This window comes from Flavobacterium facile (assembly GCF_036321945.1).
GTDB lineage: Bacteria > Bacteroidota > Bacteroidia > Flavobacteriales > Flavobacteriaceae > Flavobacterium > Flavobacterium facile.
Genome location: NZ_JAZAYT010000035.1, coordinates 90,441 through 113,063 on the forward strand (window position 1 = coordinate 90,441; position 22,623 = coordinate 113,063).

General features: G+C 32.3%; 15 protein-coding genes. 12 read left to right on the plus strand and 3 right to left on the minus strand.

Annotation, left to right across the window (positions count from 1 at the left end; all coding sequences use genetic code 11):
* Window positions 1–4 precede the first annotated feature (4 nt).
* From UEQ13_RS12955 to UEQ13_RS13010, 12 genes are all read left to right on the plus strand, one after another.
* A complete protein-coding gene (locus tag UEQ13_RS12955) occupies window positions 5–1,468 on the plus strand; it encodes an APC family permease (RefSeq protein WP_329806754.1) in 1,464 nt (487 codons plus the stop codon).
* A 297-nt stretch (window positions 1,469–1,765) separates the two neighbouring features.
* Window positions 1,766–2,923 (plus strand): homogentisate 1,2-dioxygenase, encoded by a 1,158-nt coding sequence (locus tag UEQ13_RS12960; protein WP_329806755.1) that lies wholly within the window; start codon window positions 1,766–1,768, stop codon window positions 2,921–2,923.
* Window positions 2,924–2,975: 52 nt separating this feature from the next.
* Entirely contained in the window at window positions 2,976–4,139 is a 1,164-nt protein-coding gene (hppD, locus tag UEQ13_RS12965) for a 4-hydroxyphenylpyruvate dioxygenase (RefSeq protein ID WP_329806756.1), read from the plus strand.
* Between the two features lie 436 nt (window positions 4,140–4,575).
* Window positions 4,576–5,349, plus strand: coding sequence for a DUF3108 domain-containing protein (locus tag UEQ13_RS12970; protein ID WP_329806757.1), 774 nt, complete (start codon window positions 4,576–4,578; stop codon window positions 5,347–5,349).
* Between the two features lie 5 nt (window positions 5,350–5,354).
* Window positions 5,355–6,275 carry a tryptophan 2,3-dioxygenase family protein gene (locus UEQ13_RS12975; RefSeq protein WP_329806758.1) on the plus strand — a complete coding sequence of 307 codons (921 nt, stop codon included), beginning with the start codon at window positions 5,355–5,357 and terminating at the stop codon, window positions 6,273–6,275.
* 16 nt (window positions 6,276–6,291) lie between these two features.
* Window positions 6,292–7,524, plus strand: coding sequence for a M23 family metallopeptidase (locus UEQ13_RS12980; protein ID WP_329806759.1), 1,233 nt, complete (start codon window positions 6,292–6,294; stop codon window positions 7,522–7,524).
* A gap of 11 nt (window positions 7,525–7,535) precedes the next feature.
* On the plus strand, window positions 7,536–9,176 hold the full coding sequence (gene pgi / locus UEQ13_RS12985; RefSeq protein ID WP_329806760.1) for a glucose-6-phosphate isomerase: 1,641 nt from the start codon (window positions 7,536–7,538) through the stop codon (window positions 9,174–9,176).
* A gap of 91 nt (window positions 9,177–9,267) precedes the next feature.
* Complete coding sequence (locus UEQ13_RS12990) at window positions 9,268–12,582, plus strand: TonB-dependent receptor (protein WP_329806761.1); 3,315 nt, start codon at window positions 9,268–9,270, stop codon at window positions 12,580–12,582.
* A gap of 24 nt (window positions 12,583–12,606) precedes the next feature.
* Window positions 12,607–13,716, plus strand: coding sequence for a fasciclin domain-containing protein (locus UEQ13_RS12995; protein WP_329806762.1), 1,110 nt, complete (start codon window positions 12,607–12,609; stop codon window positions 13,714–13,716).
* A gap of 89 nt (window positions 13,717–13,805) precedes the next feature.
* Window positions 13,806–15,251 (plus strand): nucleoside recognition domain-containing protein, encoded by a 1,446-nt coding sequence (locus UEQ13_RS13000; RefSeq protein ID WP_329806763.1) that lies wholly within the window; start codon window positions 13,806–13,808, stop codon window positions 15,249–15,251.
* Window positions 15,251–16,324 carry a serine hydrolase domain-containing protein gene (locus UEQ13_RS13005; RefSeq protein ID WP_329806764.1) on the plus strand — a complete coding sequence of 358 codons (1,074 nt, stop codon included), beginning with the start codon at window positions 15,251–15,253 and terminating at the stop codon, window positions 16,322–16,324. The genes UEQ13_RS13000 and UEQ13_RS13005 overlap by 1 nt, the downstream gene beginning before the upstream one ends.
* A 75-nt stretch (window positions 16,325–16,399) precedes the next feature.
* Complete coding sequence (locus tag UEQ13_RS13010) at window positions 16,400–18,001, plus strand: fumarate hydratase (protein ID WP_329806765.1); 1,602 nt, start codon at window positions 16,400–16,402, stop codon at window positions 17,999–18,001.
* Between the two features lie 65 nt (window positions 18,002–18,066).
* On the opposite strand, the gene UEQ13_RS13015 is transcribed toward UEQ13_RS13010, so the two are convergent.
* The 3 genes from UEQ13_RS13015 to UEQ13_RS13025 form a co-directional block, all read right to left on the minus strand.
* A complete protein-coding gene (locus UEQ13_RS13015) occupies window positions 18,067–18,504 on the minus strand; it encodes a hypothetical protein (protein ID WP_329806766.1) in 438 nt (145 codons plus the stop codon).
* Between the two features lie 6 nt (window positions 18,505–18,510).
* On the minus strand, window positions 18,511–19,677 hold the full coding sequence (locus UEQ13_RS13020) for a class I SAM-dependent rRNA methyltransferase (RefSeq protein WP_329806767.1): 1,167 nt from the start codon (window positions 19,675–19,677) through the stop codon (window positions 18,511–18,513).
* Window positions 19,678–19,768: 91 nt separating this feature from the next.
* Window positions 19,769–22,549 carry a M4 family metallopeptidase gene (locus UEQ13_RS13025; protein WP_329806768.1) on the minus strand — a complete coding sequence of 927 codons (2,781 nt, stop codon included), beginning with the start codon at window positions 22,547–22,549 and terminating at the stop codon, window positions 19,769–19,771.
* Between the last annotated feature and the right edge of the window lie 74 nt (window positions 22,550–22,623).

Genomic DNA, 22,623 nt, shown 5'->3' on the forward strand with positions numbered 1-22,623 from the left:
CTTTATGTCTATTTGGAGAGTTAAACCAGTATCTGCTTTTGAAGCGGATATGAAAAAAAGTGAATTAAAGCGCGTTTTAGGTAAATGGAGCTTAACAGCTATTGGAATTGGAGCCATTATTGGTGGAGGAATTTTTGTACTTACCGGAACTGGAGCTTACTATCACGCCGGACCAGCATTAGCTATTTCATTTATTATTGCAGGTATTGCTTGTGTATTTGCTGCTTTATGTTATTCTGAATTTGCCTCAATTTTACCTGTAGAAGGTTCTGCATACGCATATGCTTACGGAACAATTGGTGAAGTTTTCGCTTGGATTATAGGTTGGGGATTAATATTAGAATACGCGATGGGATCGATGACGGTCGCCGTTTCATGGTCTGGATATTTCAATAAAATGCTCAAAATGTTTGGCATAAAACTCCCCGAATGGCTAACAACAGATCCAGCAAGTTATACGGGAGAAGGGTTTTCAATGAACTTACCGGCGTTTTTAATTGTATTATTTGTCATTTCAATCCTAATTAAAGGAACTAAAAGTGCCGCTAATGCTAATAACTTCATCGTTATTTTAAAAGTTTCTGCCGTTATTTTCGTAATTGTTGCTGGTGCATTCTTTATTAATATGGATAACTGGACACCTTTTATTCCTGAAGTAACTCAAATCGTTGACAAAGCTGGAACACACCAAGCATATGGTGTTGGTGGTATTGTTTCTGGAGCTGCTGCAATTTTCTTCGCATATGTAGGTTTCGATGCCGTTTCAACTCAAGCAGGTGAAGCTATCAATCCTAAAAAAGATGTTCCTTTCGCAATTATTGTATCATTATTAGTTTGTACAGTACTTTATATTTTAGTTTCTTTAGTATTAACTGGAATGATGAGTTACCAAGACTTCAATCCACTTGGAAAATATCCTGAAGCTATTAAAGCTCCTGTAGCTTATGCTTTTGATATCGCTGGACAAGCTTGGGCTGGTTACATTATTACTATCGCAGCAACTATTGGTTTAATTTCTGTATTAATGGTAATGATTATGGGACAATCTAGAATTTTCTTAGGAATGTCTAAAGATGGATTAATTCCTTCAGTTTTCTCAAAAATCAATCCTTTATCTGGTACACCAAAAAATAACTTAATGATCTTAGGGGGATTTATTGCTATTGTTGCAGCCTTCACTCCTATTAACAAATTAGCAGACATGACAAGTTTTGGTACTTTATTTGCCTTTACTATGGTTTGTATTGCGGTTTGGATTTTAAGAGTAAAACAACCTGGATTAGAGCGTACTTTTAAAGTTCCTGCTTTACCAGTAATTGCCGTTTGTGGTATTTTAATTAATACGTACTTAATGATTAACTTAAGTCATGATGCACAATTACTATCTTTAGGTTGGTTAGCGATTGGAATTTTAGTGTATTTCTTATACGGTAAACGAAATTCAAAACTAAATAACAAACAAGAATAATATTAAAAACGACTTCAAATTGAAGTCGTTTTTTTTTATAATATATTTTTACGATATTTGTGTATTGAAATCGTTCAACAATAAAACTTTGCGATAGCAAAACACTTAAAATAGCGATTCCTTTTTTGACCGCTAAAAAATAAGTTTTTATAAATATGAAAAATTGGGACGGATTATTAGCCTATTTAAAATTCCTCATCAAGAGAAATCCTGAATGAGTATACTTCTTTTTTTAAAATTTATGATTTTAATCTTTTAAAATCATAAACAGTATCAATTTTTAAACAAAAAAAGAAAATGCCAATATATCATAAATTAGGAGAATTCCCTCAAAAGCGCCATATACAGTTTGAAAAACCTGATGGTGGATTATATTACGAACAACTTTTTGGTACAGAAGGATTCAATGGACATTCTTCATTATTATATCATGTTCACAGACCAACACAAGTAAAAGAAATTACCAAATCTTATTCTGTTGAACCAAAAATTGCAATCGGTAAAAACATCAAATCTTTATTACTAAAAGGTTTTGAATTAAAACCAGCTGACGATTTTTTAGAAAGTCGTAAAGACATGTTAGTCAATAGAGATTGTATTATCGGATTGGCTGCTCCAAGAAAATCATTACGTAGTTATTTTTATAAAAATGCCGATGCAGACGAAATGATATTTATCCATAAAGGTTCTGGGAAACTAAGAACAATGATGGGAAATATTGATTTCGAATATGGCGATTATCTTATTATTCCTCGTGGAATGATTTATCAAATCGATTTCAATACCGAAGAAAATCGTTTGTTTTATGTAGAATCTTATGCGCCATTTTATACGCCAAAAAGGTATAAAAACGAATCAGGTCAACATTTAGAACATTCACCATTCTGTGAAAGAGATTTTAAATTACCTACTGAAATAGAAACCTATGACGAAAAAGGTGATTTTTTAATCAAAATCAAAAAAGAAGGAATGATGCATGAAGTAGTTTACGCTACACATCCATTTGATGTTATCGGTTGGGACGGTTACAATTTCCCGTATGCGTTTTCAATTCATAATTTTGAACCAATAACGGGTCGTGTGCATTTACCGCCTCCAATTCATCAAACTTTTGAAACGTCAACTTTTGTAGTGTGTTCATTCGTACCAAGATTATACGACTATCATCCAAAATCAATTCCAGCACCATACAACCACAGTAATATCGATTCTGATGAAGTATTGTATTATGTTGATGGTGATTTCATGAGTAGAAATAACATTGAACAAGGTCATATCACTTTACATCCAAAAGGAATTCCTCACGGACCAGCACCTGGAGCCATGGAAAGAAGTATTGGTCATACCGAAACAAAAGAATTAGCGGTTATGGTTGACACGTTCCGCCCATTAATGGTAACAGAAGAAGCCATGGGATTAGATGATGGTCAGTACTATAAATCTTGGGTAGAATAATTAAACAAACACAACTTTAGGTAATTTTCAAATTACCATTAAAATATAAATTATGAGTAACGAATTAAAATCAGTCGAATACGGCTTAGAAAAAATATTTGAAGGCGCACAAGATTTCTTGCCTTTATTAGGAACAGACTACGTAGAATTTTACGTTGGAAATGCAAAACAAGCGGCTCATTTTTACAAAACAGCTTTCGGATTTCAATCATTAGCTTATGCTGGATTAGAAACAGGCGTAAAAGACAGAGCGTCTTATGTATTAAAACAAGATAAAATTCGTTTAGTCTTAACAACCGCTTTAAATAGTAATTCACCAATTGGAGAACATGTGAAAAAACATGGTGATGGTGTTAAAGTTATTGCGCTTTGGGTAGAAGACGCTCGCAAATCTTTTGAAGAAACTACAAAACGTGGTGCAAAATCTTATTTTGAACCAGTTGTTGAAAGTGATGAAAACGGTGAAGTAGTTCGCGCAGGTATCTATGGTGCTTACGGAGAAACGGTATTTGTTTTTGTGGAACGTAAAAATTACAACGGAATCTTTTTACCTGGATACAGTGAATGGAAATCGGATTATAATCCAGAACCAGTTGGATTAAAATTCATTGACCATATGGTTGGAAATACAGGATGGAACAGAATGGATGAAGCTGTAAAATGGTTTGAAGATGTGATGGGATTTGTGAATTTCCTTTCTTTTGACGACAAACAAATTACTACGGAATACTCTGCTTTAATGTCTAAAGTAATGAGTAACGGAAACGGAAGAATTAAATTCCCTATCAACGAACCAGCTAATGGAAAAAAACGTTCTCAAATTGAAGAATATTTAGATTTCTATGAAGGCGAAGGTGTACAACATATTGCAGTTGCAACTGATGATATTATTACAACTGTTGCGGATATGCGTTCTCGTGGAATCGAATTTTTAAGTACGCCACCACAAGCGTATTATGATGCTATTCCTGAAAGATTGAAAGATCATATGTCTAAATTTAAAGAAGATATTAATGAACTTCAAAAATTAGGTATCATGATTGATGCTGATGAAGAAGGTTATTTGTTACAAATTTTCACCAAACCAATTGAAGACAGACCAACTCTTTTCTTCGAAGTTATTCAAAGAATGGGTGCAAAAGGTTTTGGAGCAGGAAATTTCAAAGCACTTTTTGAATCTATTGAAAGAGAACAAGCCAAAAGAGGTACACTATAAAAAACTAAAGCAGCCGTAAAAAGCTGCTTTTTTTATAAAACACTTTTATTTTAAAGCGTTTTAGGAAGAATTCGTATAAAAAACGATAAATTTTATCATTTTTAAACAATTAAAAACCAATTAGTTAAATATCTGCATTGTCAAATAATCAATAAAAAGTTATTATTTTTTTATTTTGTTAAATTTTAACCGCTTTTTTTACATATTATTCTGTTAAAAGTGTTAAAGTTGATTTTTCTTTAAATAAAACACAAAACCTTAACATATCTTTGCAGGGCAATTGAGAGGTAGTAGACTCATATTGTATATAAGTTTTCATAATTTATAGTTTTTTGGTTGGTTAAAACATAAAAACTCAGTCATATCTTTTGACTGGGTTTTTTGTTTTTTGTAACTTTGGAACAATAATTGCATTCTTCTAAGAAAAACTTATAAAATGAAAAAGATAATTTTACTTTTTACTGTGTTTATACTATCAAACTCATTTGATACAGCTCAAGTTGATTCTTATACTGTTGGAGAATTTGTTAAACTAAGAATACATTACGGACTTATCAATGCTGGCTATGCTACTTTAGAAGTTAAAGACGCAGAACTTAACGGTAAAAAAATGCACCATGTTGTAGGCAAAGGCTATACAAGCGGTATGACTAAAATGATGTTTAAAGTGGTAGACAACTACGAAAGCTACTTTAACAAAGAAACAAACAAACCATATGTTTTTATTAGAAATATCAACGAAGGTGGTTATACCAAAAACCAACAAGGTTACTTCAATCAAAACAACAATACTGTTCTAGTAAAAGACTACAAAAACAAAACGGAAAAAACATTTAGTGTACCAGAGAACGTACAAGATATTGTTTCGTCTTTTTATTATTTGAGAAATCATCCTAAGATTGATAAACTAACGGTTGGCGAATCAATCACAATTGACATGTTTTTTGATGATGAAACTACAAAATTTAAGCTAAAATTTGTTGGTAGAGAAAATATAAACTCTAAATTTGGAAAAATAAACTGCATGATCTTTAAACCTTTAGTACAAGCAGGTCGTGTATTTAAGGAAGAAGAAAGTTTAACTGTTTGGATTTCAGACGATAGCAACAAAATTCCAATCAGAGTAAAAGCGAGTTTAGCAGTTGGATCTATCAAAGCCGACATCGATCAATATAAAGGATTAAAACATCCCATAAATTTTAAAAATTAACTGTTTTGCAAGATACTATTAAAGAAAAAATCGAACAATTAAACGAAAAGTTTGATAAGATAAATCAAAATACAGAAACTCATTTAGAAGGATTGCTTTGGGCTAAACCAATAACTTATTGGGATTACATTCAAACCGATGCGCTTTTAAACTTGCAAATTCAACGTACCACTTTACCAGACGAAATGGTGTTTATCATGTACCACCAAGTTAATGAGTTGTTGTTCAAAATGATTCTTTGGGAAATGCAGCAAGTTTGTTATAATGCAACTCCAAATACAGATTTTTTCACAGAAAGATTAAATAGAATTACAAGATACTTCGACATGCTAACCACTTCTTTCGATATTATGAAAGACGGAATGGAGCCAGAACAATATTTAAAATTTAGAAACACTTTAACGCCAGCTAGTGGTTTTCAAAGTGCACAATACCGCATGATTGAATTTGCTTCAACAGATTTAATTAATTTAATTGATATTAGATTTAGAGCAACAATTGACAGAAATACTTCTTATACTCACGCTTTAGAACATTTATATTGGCAAGCAGCAGGAAAAGATTATCATACTGGTGAAAAGTCCTACTTATTAGCAGAATTTGAACGCAAATACAAAAAAGAATTTTTATCTTTTATGGAAGAATATAACACCATAAACCTTTGGCAAAAATTCAAACAATTACCAGAAAATGATCAAAAAAATCCAGATTTAGTTGCAGCTATGCGTCATTACGACAAAACGGTGAATATCACTTGGGTTATGGGACATTTTAATGCCGCTAAAAAATATATTGAAAGCGTTCCAGGAAATCATGAAGCAACAGGTGGAAGCGATTGGAAAAAATACATGTTACCAAAATACCAAAGAAGAATTTTCTTCCCAGAACTTTGGAGTGAAGAAGAATTAAAAAATTGGGGAGAATAACACAAAAAATTACAGTTTGAAATATTTACTATACGCACTACTACTACTAACATTTTCTTGTCAAGATAAAGGAAATACCAAAAAAATTGCAGCAAATAAAATTAAAAAAGAAGCTATAATAAAAAAATACGGCTTCACTTTTAATGATTTTTCTGTGGTGGAAGACACCTTGCAATCTGGTGATACATTTAGTACCATTTTAGAAGCCTATACCTTACCTGATAGTTTAAAAACCTTTGATGTTACAGAAAAAATAAAAGATTCCTTCGATATAAAAAACATTCGAGCAGGAAAACCTTTCATCACTTTATCGGACAAAAAAAATAAAAAAAACATAAAAGCTTTAGTTTATGTTCAGGATAAAACGAGTTATTTAGTTGTCGATTTAAGAGATTCGATAAAAGTTGAAATTAAAAAACGTCCAACTGTAATTAAAAGAAGAACTATAGCTGCAGAATTAGACGGTTCACTATCTGAAACTTTATCAAGAAATGGCGTAAGCGCTTCCTTAGCAAACGAATTGGCTCAGATTTACAAATACTCTATCGACTTTTTCAAACTTAAAAAAGGCGATAAATTTGCTGTAACCATCAAAGAAAAATATTTTGAAAATGGTGAATATTTAGGTGTAGATGAAGTAGAAGCATCATATTTCGAATATAAAGGGAAAAAAATCTACGCTTTCCCTTATAAAATAAATCCCGACCAAAAAAAGGTAGAATATTACGATGAAAAAGCATCTGGAGCAAAAAGTATGTTCCTAAAAGCCCCACTATCTTTCTTTAAATTAACTTCAAAATTCACCACTCGTAGATTTCATCCGGTACAATTTACTTGGAAAGCTCATAACGGAACAGATTATGCTGCGCCACACGGCACACCAATTAAAACAACTGCTTCTGGCGTTGTGGAAGCAACAGGTTATACTTCTGGAAACGGAAATTTCGTAAAAGTAAAACACAACGGAAAATACGCCACACAATACCTTCACATGTCGAAAATTTTGGTTCGCAGAGGACAATCTGTAACACAAGGTCAAGTGATTGGAAAAGTGGGAAGCACAGGTTTAGCAACTGGTCCGCACGTATGTTATCGTTTTTGGAAGAATGGAGTTCAAGTAGATCCATTGCGAATGAAATTACCTACTTCTGAACCGATGACCAAGAAACAAAAAGAAAAATATTTAGCCACAATTGCTCCGCTAAAAAAAGAATTAGAAGACGTAACTGCCAAAACGTTTAAAGAATAAAGTATTTACAAATGAAACTACAAAATATCAATCCAACCGAAACAAATGCTTGGCAAAAATTAAGGACTCATTTTTCAGAAATTGAATTTCAATCGATTCAAGATTTATTTGAAAATGATGCAAAAAGAGCAGAAGATTTCAACATCGAATGGAATGATTTTTATGTAGATTTTTCAAAAAATAATTGGACAAAAGAAACCTTAAATTTACTAATTGAATTAGCGGATGAAGTAGGTTTACAAGAAGCAATTTTCAGCTATTTTTCTGGTGAAAAAATTAACAAAACCGAAGACAGAGCTGTTCTTCACACCGCTTTACGCGCGAATGAAAACGACACTGTTTTATTTGAAGGAAAAAATGTAATTCCTGAAATTTTCACTACTAAAAATAAAATCAAAGACTTTACAAATCATATTGTTTCAGGACAAGCGAAAGGCTATTCTGGAAAACCCTTTACGGATGTGGTAAACATTGGAATTGGTGGTTCAGATTTAGGTCCGGCCATGGTTGTAGAAGCGCTTCAGTTTTATAAAAATAATTTAACAACACATTTTATTTCTAATGTAGATGGAGATCACGTTCAAGAAATATTAAAAAAAATAAATACAGAAACCACTTTGTTCGTCATTGTTTCTAAAACATTTACCACACAAGAAACGTTGACCAATTCGGAAACCGTTAAAAAATGGTTTTTACAATCAGCAACTGAAAAAGACATTGCTAAACATTTCGTGGCGGTTTCTACCAACTTACAAAACGTAACTAATTTCGGAATTGCGCCTGAAAACATTTTCCCAATGTGGGATTGGGTTGGTGGACGCTTTTCATTATGGAGTGCTGTGGGATTAACTATCAGTTTAGCCATTGGATACAATAATTTTAATCAGTTATTAAAAGGTGCGAATAAAATGGATACGCATTTTAAAACAACACCTTTTGAAAAAAACATTCCTGTTGTTTTAGCTTTATTAAGTATTTGGCACAACAATTTCTTTGGTGCAGAAACGGAAGCCTTAATTCCATACACCCAATATTTACAAAAACTAGCTCCCTATTTACAACAAGGAATTATGGAAAGTAACGGAAAATCTATCGGTAGAAACGGCTTTCCAGTAAATTACCAAACAGGAACTATAGTTTGGGGTGAACCTGGAACCAACTCACAACATGCTTTTTTCCAATTAATTCACCAAGGAACCAAATTGATTCCAACGGATTTTATTGGTTTTATTCAACCGCTTTACGGAGAAAAAGACCATCATAATAAATTAATGTCGAACTTTTTTGCACAAACAGAAGCGTTGTTAATGGGTAAAACCAAAGAACAAGTTACTTCAGAATTTGTTACACAAGGAAAAACAGAAGAAGAAGTTTCAAATCTAATTCCATTTAAAGTTTTCGAAGGAAACAAACCAACCAACACTATATTAATTGACAAATTAACTCCTGAAAGTTTAGGTGCCTTAGTAGCCATGTACGAACACAAAATTTTTGTGCAAGGAATAATTTGGAATATTTACAGTTTCGACCAATGGGGAGTTGAATTAGGAAAAGAATTAGCCAATTCTATTTTAAGCGAAATTGAAAGTGGTACAGTCAAAAATCATGATAGCTCTACTAATCAGTTAATTAACAAATTCATTACTGGGTAAATTTAATTTAAGATAATTTTTTGTTAATATTATCTTAACGTAAGCCGCTTCTTTGTTTTCTAATTTTGTCGAAAATTTATAAATAAACAAAATGAAAAAGTGTGTTTTTTGGTTTTTTCTATTACTTTCTGGTGTCGGATTTTCACAGGTAACAAAATCAGCTATTGCTGGTACTGTAAAATCAACATCTGGAGAAGCGCTTCCAGCGGCTTTGGTAGAAATTAAACACGTTCCTACAGGAACAAAATACTTTTCGACGACAGACGAAAAGGGAAATTACTCAGCAAATTCTGTAAGACCAGGTGGTCCTTACACTATTAAAGTAAATTATACGGGTTATAATCCGTATATCATTGAAGAAGTTTTTGCTCCTTTAGGAAATTCAATTGTAATTAATTTACAGTTACAAAGTGCCATTAATGCAATTGAAGAAGTAAAAATTGTAACCGTTAACGCTAAAGACGCCTACAATAAAGGTAAAACAGGTGCGGGTCAACAGTTTTCTACAAGAGAAATAAACAGTATTCCAATTATTGGCTCAAGAAGTATTAACAGTATTACAAAATACAATGCAAATGCTGGTAGTAATGGAACTTTTGGTGGGCAAGATTCTCGTTTAAACAATTTTACAATTGATGGTTCTGTTTTTAATAACGGATTTGGATTAGGATCTGATACTCAAGCAGGAGGAAGAACAGGCTCAACAGCTATTTCTTTAGATGCAATTGAACAACTTCAAGTAAATATTGCTCCTTTTGACGTAAGACAATCAGGTTTTACAGGTTCTGGAATCAATGCAGTAACTAGAAGTGGAACAAATGAAATTGAAAGTTCTGTTTATCATTCTTTCAGAAATAATAAAAAAGAATTTTTAGGAGAAAGAGCTGGAAATGTAAAAATTACACCTTCTCAATTTCAAGAAAAAATTTGGGGAGCACGTATTGGAGCACCTATTATCAAAGATAAATTGTTTTTCTTTGGGAACTTTGAAACAATTGACAACACGAGTCCAGCAACAACTTGGACTTCTTCAGGTTCACCAATTGGAGGTGCACAAGTATCTGAAACAGCTTATACAGATTTGGTAAATTTATCTAATTTATTAAAAAACTCATTTGGCTACGAAACAGGTCCATTTGAAAATTTTGACGCAGTTAAAGAATCAAAGAAGTTTTTAGCAAGAATTGACTGGAACATTAATGACAATCATAAATTAACAGCTCGTTATGTACACCATGATTCTGGTTCAGATGAATTAATTTCAAATTCAAACTCTGCCGGTTTTGGTAACAGAAGAACGAATGTTTTCTCTATGTCATACAAAAATAGTGGGTATGTTATTGAAGACAATACAAGATCTGCTGTTTTAGAATGGGATTGGAAAATTTCAGAAAAATGGTCAAATAATTTTATTGCTGGTTACGACAAACAACTTGAAAATAGAAGTTTACAAGGTGGTGGACTTTTTCCAACTATTGATATTAAAAAAGGTGCAAATAACTATATTTCTGCTGGTTTAGATCCATTTACGCCATCAAATTTATTAGATTACTCAACCCTTCACTTTACCAATAACATTACTGGAAACTTCGGTAAACATACTTTATTATTTGGTGCTAATTATGAAAGATTTGTTTCTAACAATAATTTCTTCCCAGCATCAAATGGAGTATATGTTTTTGACGATCTTACTACTTTTAATAATGCAGTTGCAGAAACTGTTGCTAATGGTGGAGCGCCGTCATCTACTTTTTTACCATCAAGATTTCAATACAGATATTCTGCTTTACCAGGTGGTGTAGAACCAATGCAAGTTTTAAAATCTAATAAAATTGATGTTTATGCTCAAGATGAATACAAAGTTTCAAACAGTTTAAAATTAACCTATGGTCTTCGAGCTACTGCGGTTAGTTTTGAAAACACGGCAATAGAAAACACGGCAGTAACTGCAATGACATTTGCAAATGGAGAGAAACTTAATACTGGTAAAATGCCAGATACTCAATATTTATTTGAACCAAGATTAGGATTCAATTTAGATGTAAATAAAAACGCAAAAACTGTATTAAGAGGTGGAACGGGAGTTTTCACTGGAAGACCACCATTGGTTTTCTTATCTAACGCTATTGGAAATAATGGAGTTTTAACAGGGTTTATTGACGTAAGTGGTGCAGATTTAGTAAGTGGAGGGTATGGTTTTACAGCTAATCCTGGACAATATTTTACACCAAGCACACCACAATTGCCTTCAACTTTTGATTTAGCTTTTACAGATAATGATTTTAAATTCCCACAATCTTGGAAAACAAATATTGCAATAGATCAAAAATTACCATTTGGTTTTATTGGGTCTATTGAAGCTATTTATAGTAAAAATATTAACGAAGTATTTTATTATAATGCCAACTTAGCTGATCCTGTTGGAAACATAAGCAACGGTGGTGATACAAGACCTTTCTATTCTGGAACTGATGCTGGAGCAAGAGTAAACAATAATGTTTCAAATGCTATTGTTTTATCTAATTCAAATAAAGGTTATTTTTATTCTACAACATTTAAATTAGAATATCCTTACAAAAAAGGATTTTGGGGTTCTGTAGCTTACACGTATTCTAACGCACAAGATTTATTATCAGCTGGTTCTATTGCTTCTGGTTCTTGGACCGGTGCAAGATCTGTTTTAGGAAACAATAATTTAGATGTATCTAACTCTAACAACAACACACCTCACAGAATTGTTGGTTTATTAGGTTATAAATTAAATTACGGTAAAAACTATGGTGGATCAACATCATTTAATATTGGATATATTGGAGAGCAAGCTGGTTCATTTACGTACACGTATGGAAGTGATATTAATGGTGACCGTGTAAATGGTAACGATTTATTATACGTCCCAAATAATGTGTCAGAACTTAGATTTGTAGATATTACACAAAACGTTGGTGGAGTAAATCAAGTTTTATATACAGCAGCACAACAAGCTGAAGCTTTTGATAAATATATTGAACAAGATTCTTATTTAAAAGGAAAAAGAGGACAATATGTTGACAGAAACGCTAACGAGTTACCAATGTTACACCGTTTAGATCTTTCGGTTACTCAAGATTTCTTCTTGAAAATTAAAGGTAAAAAACAATCTTTTCAATTTAGAGCAGATATCTTAAACTTTACCAACTTATTAAATAACGATTGGGGAGTTTCAAAAAGAGTAACAAACTCACAAATTCTTTCTGTTAGAGAAGCACCAAGTGCTGCAAACAACTACACTCCAGGTTTACAAATGGCGGTACAAACAGACGATACAGGAAAAAGATTTTTAACAAAAGATACTTTCTCTAACAACTCATCTGCTTTTGATGTTTGGCAAGCACAATTTACATTAAGATATACTTTCGGAAAATAATATTATAAAATAAACTATTTAGATATGAAACTAATAAATAAAATATCAAAAGCCATTGCAGTAGTTACTGTAGCTTTATTATCATTCTCTTGCGAAAATGACACAGAAAACGTAATTGAAAAATATCCAACAATTGCAGAAACTTTAGAAAAAAACACAACAAATGACTATACTGTTTTGGTAAAAGCATTAAAAGCAACACAATTATATGCTTTAACAACAAATCCAGGTTCATATACTTTATTTGCTCCAAATAACGCTTCATTTGCAACTTATGCAACTACGACTATTCCTGCAGGAACATTGGTTGAAGCTACAGATTTTACAACATTAACTGCTGCACAATTAGCGGAACTAAAAAGAGTATTAATGAATCATTTTGTAGTAACTGGAACTTTAGCTTCAGATTTACCTACTGATGGATATATTAAAACATATTCTCCTTATTTAGTTTCTACATCTATTGGGTTAAGTGCGTATGTAACTAAAACTAGTGGAATTGTAATTAACGGAGGAACAACAAATGGAGGAACAAAAGTAACTACAGGTGATATTAATGCAAGTAACGGAGTTATTCATTATGTAGAGTCAGTTATGAAATTACCTACACTTGTTAGTACAGTAATTGCAAATCCAAATTTATCAACATTATTAACTGTTGTTACGGATCCTGCACAAGCTGCTGTGTTAGCTCAATTAACAACACCTGCGAGTAATACACAAATATTTGCACCAACCAATGCAGCTTTTACAACTGCACTTGCTACAGGTGGTTATTTAAATGGTAAATCTGCCGCTGATATTACAAAAATATTGCGTTATCATTTAGCTACCGCTGGCTCTTTTACACAAACTGCGGTTATTGGAACTTCTACTGGTAACATTAACAATGGCGCGTCATCTGCAACATCATTTTTACCAACTACTGCAACAACAGATGCAACAGTTACAACAAGAGTAAATTTAGGAACTTCAACTACTGTTTTTCAAACTTTTAGAATTGAAAAAAATTCAGCAAAATTATTTGAAAACCCAACTATTACAGTACCCGCATCAAACATTAAAACCGTTAACATTCATACTTCAAACGGAATAATTCATGTTATCGATAGAGTTTTACAACCTGTACTTTAATTTAAATAAAAATTTTAGAGACCGTCTTGATTAATTTCAAGGCGGTTTTTTTTTATCTTATAAAATCTTACATTTACAAAAAAAACAAGATGGTATTAAGTAGGTTTTGGTTAGCGATTTTTATTTCGTCAATTGCATTTGTAATTATTGGATTATTTGCTGGAAATAGTTATTCTATTGATTTTGTTTTAAACGGTAAAAAAGATGATCCGATTTTAATTTCGGAAAAATACTTAAAAGAAATTCCAAAGTTTATTCAAGATAGTATTCAAAAATCTGACGAAAAAACGTTTACTATAAATCGAGACACTTTAAATGCCGATACCACTTACGTTTACAAAAGTCAAACCGTAAAAATATTTAGTGGCGTTCAAAAATCAGATGGTTTATTGCCAACATGTAAATTCAGTTTGTTCGAAATCATTTTACCTTTAATTGCCTATTTAGCCTTTTTCTGTGGCTTAATGGAATTGCTAATTATTTCTGGAGCTTCGGAAAAATTAGCCAAAAAACTAAGTCCCGTTTTTGAAAAAGTATTCCCTTCGATTCCAAAAAATCACGAATCGATTTCATACATGACTTTAAATTTTGCAGCCAATTTTCTTGGATTAGATTCAGCCGCAACGCCTTTCGGATTAAAAGCCATGCAAAGTCTACAAGAATTAAATCCTGATAAAGACAAAGCCAGCGATGCACAAATTATGTTTATGTGTTTGCACGCTGCTGGTTTAACTTTAATTCCAACTTCAATTATTGGATATCGTGCAGCAGAACATGCGGCCAATCCAGCAGATGTGATGTTACCTTGTATTATCACATCATTCATCGGTACAATTGCCGCGTTTTTATTGGTCGGAATTAGACAAAAACTAAACTTCAAAAGCTTTACATTATTAGGAGCCCTTGGAATTATAGTTGGTGCAATAGCAGGTTTAATGTGGTATATCAATGGTTTAGATATAATTGGTAAAAATTATTTTACAGGAAATTTATCCGGTTTAATGTTAATTGGAATCATAGGTTTTACTTTAATATTTTCATTCATTCACGAGAAAAAATTCGTCGAAAAAGAAACTACCATTTTCGATACTTTCGTAGAAGGTGCGAAAAACGGAATGACAACTGGAGTGAAAATTTTCCCTTATGTGATGGGAATGTTGGTAGCCATTTCATTTTTTAGAAACAGTGGTTTGTTCGAAATTATTAGTAACGGACTTTCATTCGCTTTTTCAAACATAGGAGTTTCCAAACAAATAACCGATTCCTTACCAGTTGCCATGTTACGACCATTTAGTTCTGGCGGATCACGTGGCTTTATGATCGATTCGATGAAAACTTTTGGCGTAGATTCGCTAACTGGAAGATTAAGTTGTATTTTCCAATGTAGTGCTGAAACGACATTTTATGTAATTGCCGTTTATTTTGGAAGTATTAACATCAAAAATACACGCTACACTTTAGGAATGATGCTTTTAGTTGATTTAATTTGCGTAATTTCTGCAATTATTGTGGCTAGTTGGTTTTTTGTGAAGTAATGAAATTTTTATTAATCTTATTTTTTCCAGTGTTTGTTTTTTCGCAAATTAGTTTTGAAAAAATTAATGAAAAAACTAAAAAACTTGCTATAAAATATCTTGACAAAGAAGAGATTCCTGCAATGTCTATTAGTATTTCATATAACGATACAATAATTTTTTCAGAAGGTTTTGGTTATGCAGATTTAGAGAATAAAACAACCGTTATTCCGTCAAAAACAAAATTTGAAATAGCAAGTATTACTAAAATGATTACCGCTTCTGTTTTAGGTAAAATGTCTGAAGATGGTATAATTAATTTAAATAATAGTCCATATTTTTATCTTGATAGCTTGTCAAAAAAACAATACAATTTCACTATAAAACAACTTGCAGGCCACATCGCTGGATTGAAAAGAGATGTAAGTGAAGAAAATTGGGAAATAAAAAACACTTATTCAAAAAAAGATTTTTATAGCGTTTTTAAGAAAGATTCTATGCTTTGTAAACCAACAACAAAATTTTCATATAGCAATTATGGCTTTAAAGTTTTGGGATTTGTAATTGAGAAAATAAAAAATAAAAAAATATTTGAAGTTCAAAAAGAATATATTTATACTCCATTAAAAATGGGCAATACTAGAATAAATAATGGCATTTATGATGAAAACACCGTTTCTTTTTATAAACATTCAGAAGGAAAATTAAAAAAATTTACTGATTATATTTGTAACAATTCTTGTTATGCTGAAGGTTGTAATCTTTCAACTTCAGAAGATTTAATAAAACTAGGTAATAGTTTTTTATTTGTTAATAGGTTATTGAAACCTGAAACTTTAAAAGAATTAATTATATCTCAAAAATTAATTGATGGAACTAAAACTAATTATGGTATTGGTGTAATATCAGGAAAAGATATACTTGGAAATTATTATTTTGGTCATGGTGGCAATTCGATTTCAGCTAGAAGTGAATTAAAAATTTATCCTAATTCAAAATTAGTCATTGTAATGTTAGCAAATAAATCAAAAAATGAAGAAGATGATTTAGTAGAAAAAATAGCAAGTAATTACATAGAATTTTTAAAAAATTAAAAACAATCGATTATTTAAAACCTTGCAGGTTAGAAAAATAATATTTCTTAACTTTACATTTCAAAACACATACAAATGGACTTTATATATCAAGAACCGTATCCTATTTTAAAAGACGATACAACCTACAAAAAATTAACTTCAGATTTTGTAAAAGTGGAGCAATTAGGCGACAGAGAAATCTTAGTCGTTGATCCAAAAGGATTAGAATTATTAGCGCAAGAAGCAATGGACGACGTTTCATTTATGTTACGTTCGGCACATTTACAAAAATTACGAAACATTATTGAAGACCCAGAAGCCACAGACAACGACCGTTTTGTAGCGTATAATTTATTACAAAATGCTGCCGTAGCTGTTGGAGGAGAATTACCTTCTTGCCAAGATACAGGAACTGCAATTGTGGTGGCTAAGAAAGGTGAAAACGTTTACACAGGTGTGGAAGATGGGGAATGGTTGTCGAAAGGAATTTTCAATACGTACCAAAATAAAAATCTTAGATATTCGCAAATTGTACCGATTTCGATGTTTGAAGAAAAAAATTCAGGTTCTAACTTACCAGCTCAAATTGATATTTATGCGAAAAAAGGAAATTCGTATGAATTCTTGTTTTTAACAAAAGGTGGTGGTTCGGCTAACAAAACCTTCTTATATCAAAAAACAAAATCGCTATTAAACGACAAATCTTTAGAAGAATTTGTTCGTGAGCGCATTATGGATTTAGGAACTGCGGCTTGTCCACCTTACCATTTAGCTTTAGTAATCGGTGGAACTTCAGCGGAAGCGAATTTAGCCACAGTGAAAAAAGCATCAGCGGGTTATTACGACAATTTACCAACTTCTGGAAACATGTCAGGTCAAGCTTTCCGCGATTTAGAATGGGAAAAAAGAGTACAACAAATTTGTCAAGAAAGTCAAATTGGCGCACAATTTGGTGGAAAATATTTAACGCATGATGTGCGAGTAATTCGTTTACCACGTCACGCCGCTTCTTGTCCGGTTGGAATGGGAGTTTCTTGTTCTGCAGATAGAAATATCAAAGGAAAAATCAATAAAGATGGGATTTTCTTAGAGCAATTAGAAACGAATCCTGGTCAGTTTTTACCAGCAACAGCGCCACATTTAGAACCAGCTGTTGATGTGGATTTGAACAAACCAATGGCAGAAATTTTAGCGGAATTATCGAAATATCCAATCAAAACTCGTTTAAAATTAAACGGAACATTGATTGTGGCTCGAGATATCGCTCACGCAAAAATTAAAGAATTATTAGACGCTGGACAACCAATGCCAGAGTATTTCAAAAATCACCCAGTATATTATGCTGGTCCAGCTAAAACACCAGACGGCATGCCATCAGGAAGTTTCGGACCAACAACAGCAGGAAGAATGGACGTTTATGTTGATGAATTCCAAGCAGCTGGTGGAAGTATGATTATGTTAGCGAAAGGAAACAGAAGCAAAGATGTAATGAATGCTTGTCATAAATATGGTGGTTTTTATTTAGGTTCGATTGGTGGACCTGCTGCGATTTTAGCGAAAGAAAACATCTTATCTGTAGAAGTGGTAGATTTTGAAGAATTAGGAATGGAAGCTGTTCGTAAAATTACGGTGAAAGATTTCCCAGCTTTTATTATTACAGATGATAAAGGAAATGATTTCTTTGCGAATCTATAAAGAATTAAGATAAAAGAATTAAGTATAAAGAAGAAAACCTGCAAGTTAAGTACTTGCAGGTTTTTTTATTTGAAATAAGATTCTAATTTCGTTATTGATTTTTTAACTTTATTATCGAATGTAAATTTCAGAATTAAGATAAAAACAATCAAGAAAGGAAAAAATAACAATATTTGTTTCATTTGAATTTGATAATACATAAACAACACAAAAATAGGTTCAATTAAAATAATAAACCACAATATTTTTTTCATTATTGAACTTAAATCAAAAACTAAATCAATTTGATTGCCATGAATTTTTCCTGAAATCTCTGGTCGAAATTGATTTCTTGGTCCGTAATCAAATGTAGGTTTAATATTAATTTCTCCATTTGAATTTATCTTACCTTCAAAATCAAAATTAGAATTATCTCTATTGAAATTTTCTACTTTACTTTGAAGAATTTCTATTATTTCTTCTTTTGAAAGTTTGGATTTTATAATATGTGATTTTTTAAACATAATTCGCTATTCCACAAACAACACCAATCCTTTTAAATAATGTCCTTCTGGATGGTAAATGTTGGTGGGATGATCTGGACCTTGTCCTAATTTGTGTAACACTCTAATGTTTCTTCCTGATTCGATCGCAGCTGCGGCAACGGTGTTATAAAATAATACATCATCGATAACTTGCGAACAAGAAAAGGTGAATAAAATTCCGTTTGGCGCTAAGGCTTTTAAACCTGCTATATTTAAACGTTTGTAGGCTTGGGTTGCCGTATGTTTACTTTTGATGCTTTTCGCGAAAGCAGGTGGGTCTAAAACAATTACATCGTAGTGTTGCGTGTGTTCTCTCATGAAATTAAACACATCATCTGCTACGGCTGTATGATTTGCTTTTGGAAAATTTAATTCCATATTACTTGCGGCTAAATCTACTGCTTTTTGAGAAATATCTACTGAAGTTACTAATTCTGCTCCTGCGTTCATCGCATAAATAGAAAAACCACCGGTGTAACAAAACGTATTTAATACTTTTTTACCTTTTGAGAATTCACCTAATAATTTTCTGTTTTCACGTTGGTCTAAGAAGAAACCTGTTTTTTGACCTTCTACCCAATTTACTGAAAATAGAATGTTGTTTTCTTTCGCAACAGTATCGGCTTTAGTTCCGAATAAGAAATAATCGGTTCCTGTATTTGGAAGTGTTCCTGCACTTTTACAATAAATCGTATCGCAATGGTTTGAGAAATTTGATTGAATCGCTTCAGCAATTTCTTTCATTTGAAGAAAAACACCAGTTGAATGCGCTTGAATCACCCAGTTTTTATCGTAATAATCGATGATTAAACCTGAAATTCCGTCTCCTTCTCCATGAATCACACGGAAAGCATTCGTAACTTCAAAATCTAATAATTGTGTACGTAAATACCACGCCGATTGCAATTTGTCTTTCCAAAAAGTTTCAGAAAAAACTTCGGTTCCAAAAGTTAAAATTCGAACCACAATACTACCTTTATCACTAAAATATCCTGTTCCTAAATGGTTGTGATCTGAATCGACTACATCTACCATTTCCCCATCATTCAATTCTTGTGTAACGGCATAAACTGCTCCACTAAAAACCCAAGGATGGCGACGTTGAATAGATTTTTCTTTACCTTTTTTTAAAATTACTTTTGGAAAACTCATTGCTTATCTTTTTTGCAAAATTACTTTAACTTAATGGAATAAAAAAACGCCTCGAAATTCGAGACGTTTTAATTTAATATTTATTTAAAATTTATTCTTTAATGAATTTTTTAGTGATTGATTTTTGTCCGTCATTTATTTGTAAAATATAAACTCCAGCATTTAAATTAGAAACATTTATAGAATTTGAATCTATCTTTCCTGACTGTACAATTTGTCCTAAATAATTAACAACTGCATAGTCTAATTTAGTTGAACGATTGGTTTCAATGTTTAAAATATCTCTTGTTGGATTTGGATATAAAGACACTATAGTTAATGCATCATTAGAATTGTTTTCTGTAAGAGTTGAAATCGCTGCAGCAGCCACAATATTTACTGAATAATCTTCTACTTGTCCGTAAGATAAGGTTTCACAAGAAGTTGGAATTCCGTTATATTTCATAGAAACTCTCATTCTTGTTGTGCCTACTGTAGCCGTCGTAGGAATAGTAAATGAACCTGTTGCTGGAGTTGCAGTAGATGTAGCTTTTGAATATACTAATTCTCCAGCATCTGTAAACAATCCATTTTTGTTATAATCAATCCATACGGCATATCCTTCACTATAAACAGTTGAAGTCCATGATGGTGTAATTGTAATTGTATTGGCAGTTCCTTTAGTTAAGTTTGTTGATAAAGCAGTGAAGTTTTCATAACCTGCAGTTCCAGTAGAAGTGTTATTAATAGTTCCTAAAACAACTTTACCAATTTTCTCATCAGCTGTACTGCTGCTTGTTGAAGCACAATAAGTAACTGTTGTGCTTCCTGCTAAAGTAGTTACATTTACTACATTACTTGAAGCAGATAAATTGTTAGCCGCATCTTTTGCTTTTACAGAAAATGTATAAGCTGTTGAAGCTGTTAATCCTGAAGCTACATAATTTGTAGTTGTTACAGTTGCTAATAAAGTTGTTCCACTATATACGTTATAACCTGTAACTGCCACATTATCTGTAGAAGCTGTCCAAGTTAAATTTGTAGAAGATGCTGTTGTTCCTGATGCCGCTAAACTTGCTGGTGTTGACGGCGCTGTAGTATCAGTTGAACCTGCATAAGCCGCTCCCACTCCAACAGCATACCATGCGTTTGTTGTTGCAATTACTTCTGGAGTTCCAGCTCCATATAAATCTATTGCAGATTGGATAGAACCTGTTCTAGCGTTTGCAAAAGTGGAGTTAGCAGATAAATAATTGGCTTCTGTACGATAAGCGATTTTTGCCGCTTTATCAATAGTAATTCCTGTTACGTTAAATGCATTTCCAATGTCATTTGTTCCTGATTTTCCTATCGATAAAACATAAAACCAGTGGTTCATAACACCAGAATTAGTATGTACACCACAATAATCATTGGTTTGAGTTGGAGTACAATTAGGATTTATCCAATACGTTCCACCATAAGTATCAGGCTGACCTTCTGCATTTGGATTACTCATAGAACGAAGTGCTGCATGTCCAGATCTCATTTCAATATCTTCACCAATTAACCAAGGTTGTTTGGTTGGAGCTGCGAAATACTCCACACAAGCTGCCCAGATATCTGAAAAACCTTCGTTCATCGCACCTGATTCTTTTTGATAGGCTAAATTCGCTGTACTAGAACAAACAGCATGTCCGATTTCATGTGCCGCAACATCTAAAGATGTTAATGCGTTAAAACCACCTGTCCCGCTTCCATCTCCATAAGTCATTCTTGAGCCATCCCAATATGCATTATTATAATTTGTGCTATAATGTACATAACTATTAATTTTTGCTCCTGCATTGTTATAACTATTTCTTGCATGTTTAATACTAAAATAATCATACGTCATTTCCGCACCCCAATGTGCGTCTAAAGCCGCATTGTCTTTGTTGGTATTATTAAATTCTGTAGCTGTCCAATTATTATCAACATCAGTAAAATTTACCGCAGTAGAATAATTAGTTCCCTTTTTCATATTATAAGTTTGTGCACCTCCACCTCTTGTATTATCAGATAAGATATATGATGCCCCACTTAATAACGTTTGAATTTGTTGTGTTCCACTATAACGAGTAGCTGCATTTGCTGCCACAACAAGAGACGTGTTTTTAAACAAGTCAAAACTTTGAGGTTTTTCTATGTTCTTAGTAAATGCTGTTTTTGTAGTTTTTGCACCATGCGCGTGTTCCCCTAAATGTTTAATAGTTGCGTTATAAAATAAAATTTCACCTGTATTAGCATCAATATACAAATCACCTCTACTAACTGGATTAGTGGCATAAATGTCAAACTTATAAGCCAATTTTACAGTATCAAAATCTTGTTTTTTTACTCCAGCATCGATTATTGGTAAAAAAACCAATTCACCAACTGGCATTTGGTATTTAATACTTTCTGCTTCAACAGTGTTTTCCCACATGTAACTTTTAGCGCCAGTGTAATTTTTTGCCATGGTGAAAGCATCTTGAGCAGAAATTTGTGGTGCATTTGAAACATCCGGAATGTTGTAAAATTCTCCACTCATTGACGTGACTTTTCCTTGTTTAGAATGAATAGAATACGTGGCGAATTCTACTTTAACACCTTTGTGAAATAATTGAAATTTCTCGTGATTAAATCCTAATTCGTCAATTTCAGTTGAAATAGAATTTAGAGATTGTTGTGCTTTAAGACCTAATTGATCTTTGAAAATTTGAGTAGAATTAGAGTTTTTAATATTCGAATTCTCTTTAAAAGTAATTAGATTTGGAATTCCATTACTGTTTACTTCTTTTTGTTTTACATGTTTGTCTGTCTCTTGGGCAAAAGCAACAAACGAAAACAATGTTAATGTGGCCAAGCCTACATTTCTAAAATTTTGTTTCATAATTAATGTTTTTTGGTTAGTTAGTCAATTCAGTAGTAGCTGAATGTTGAATCAAAACTATTTAATATTATTAT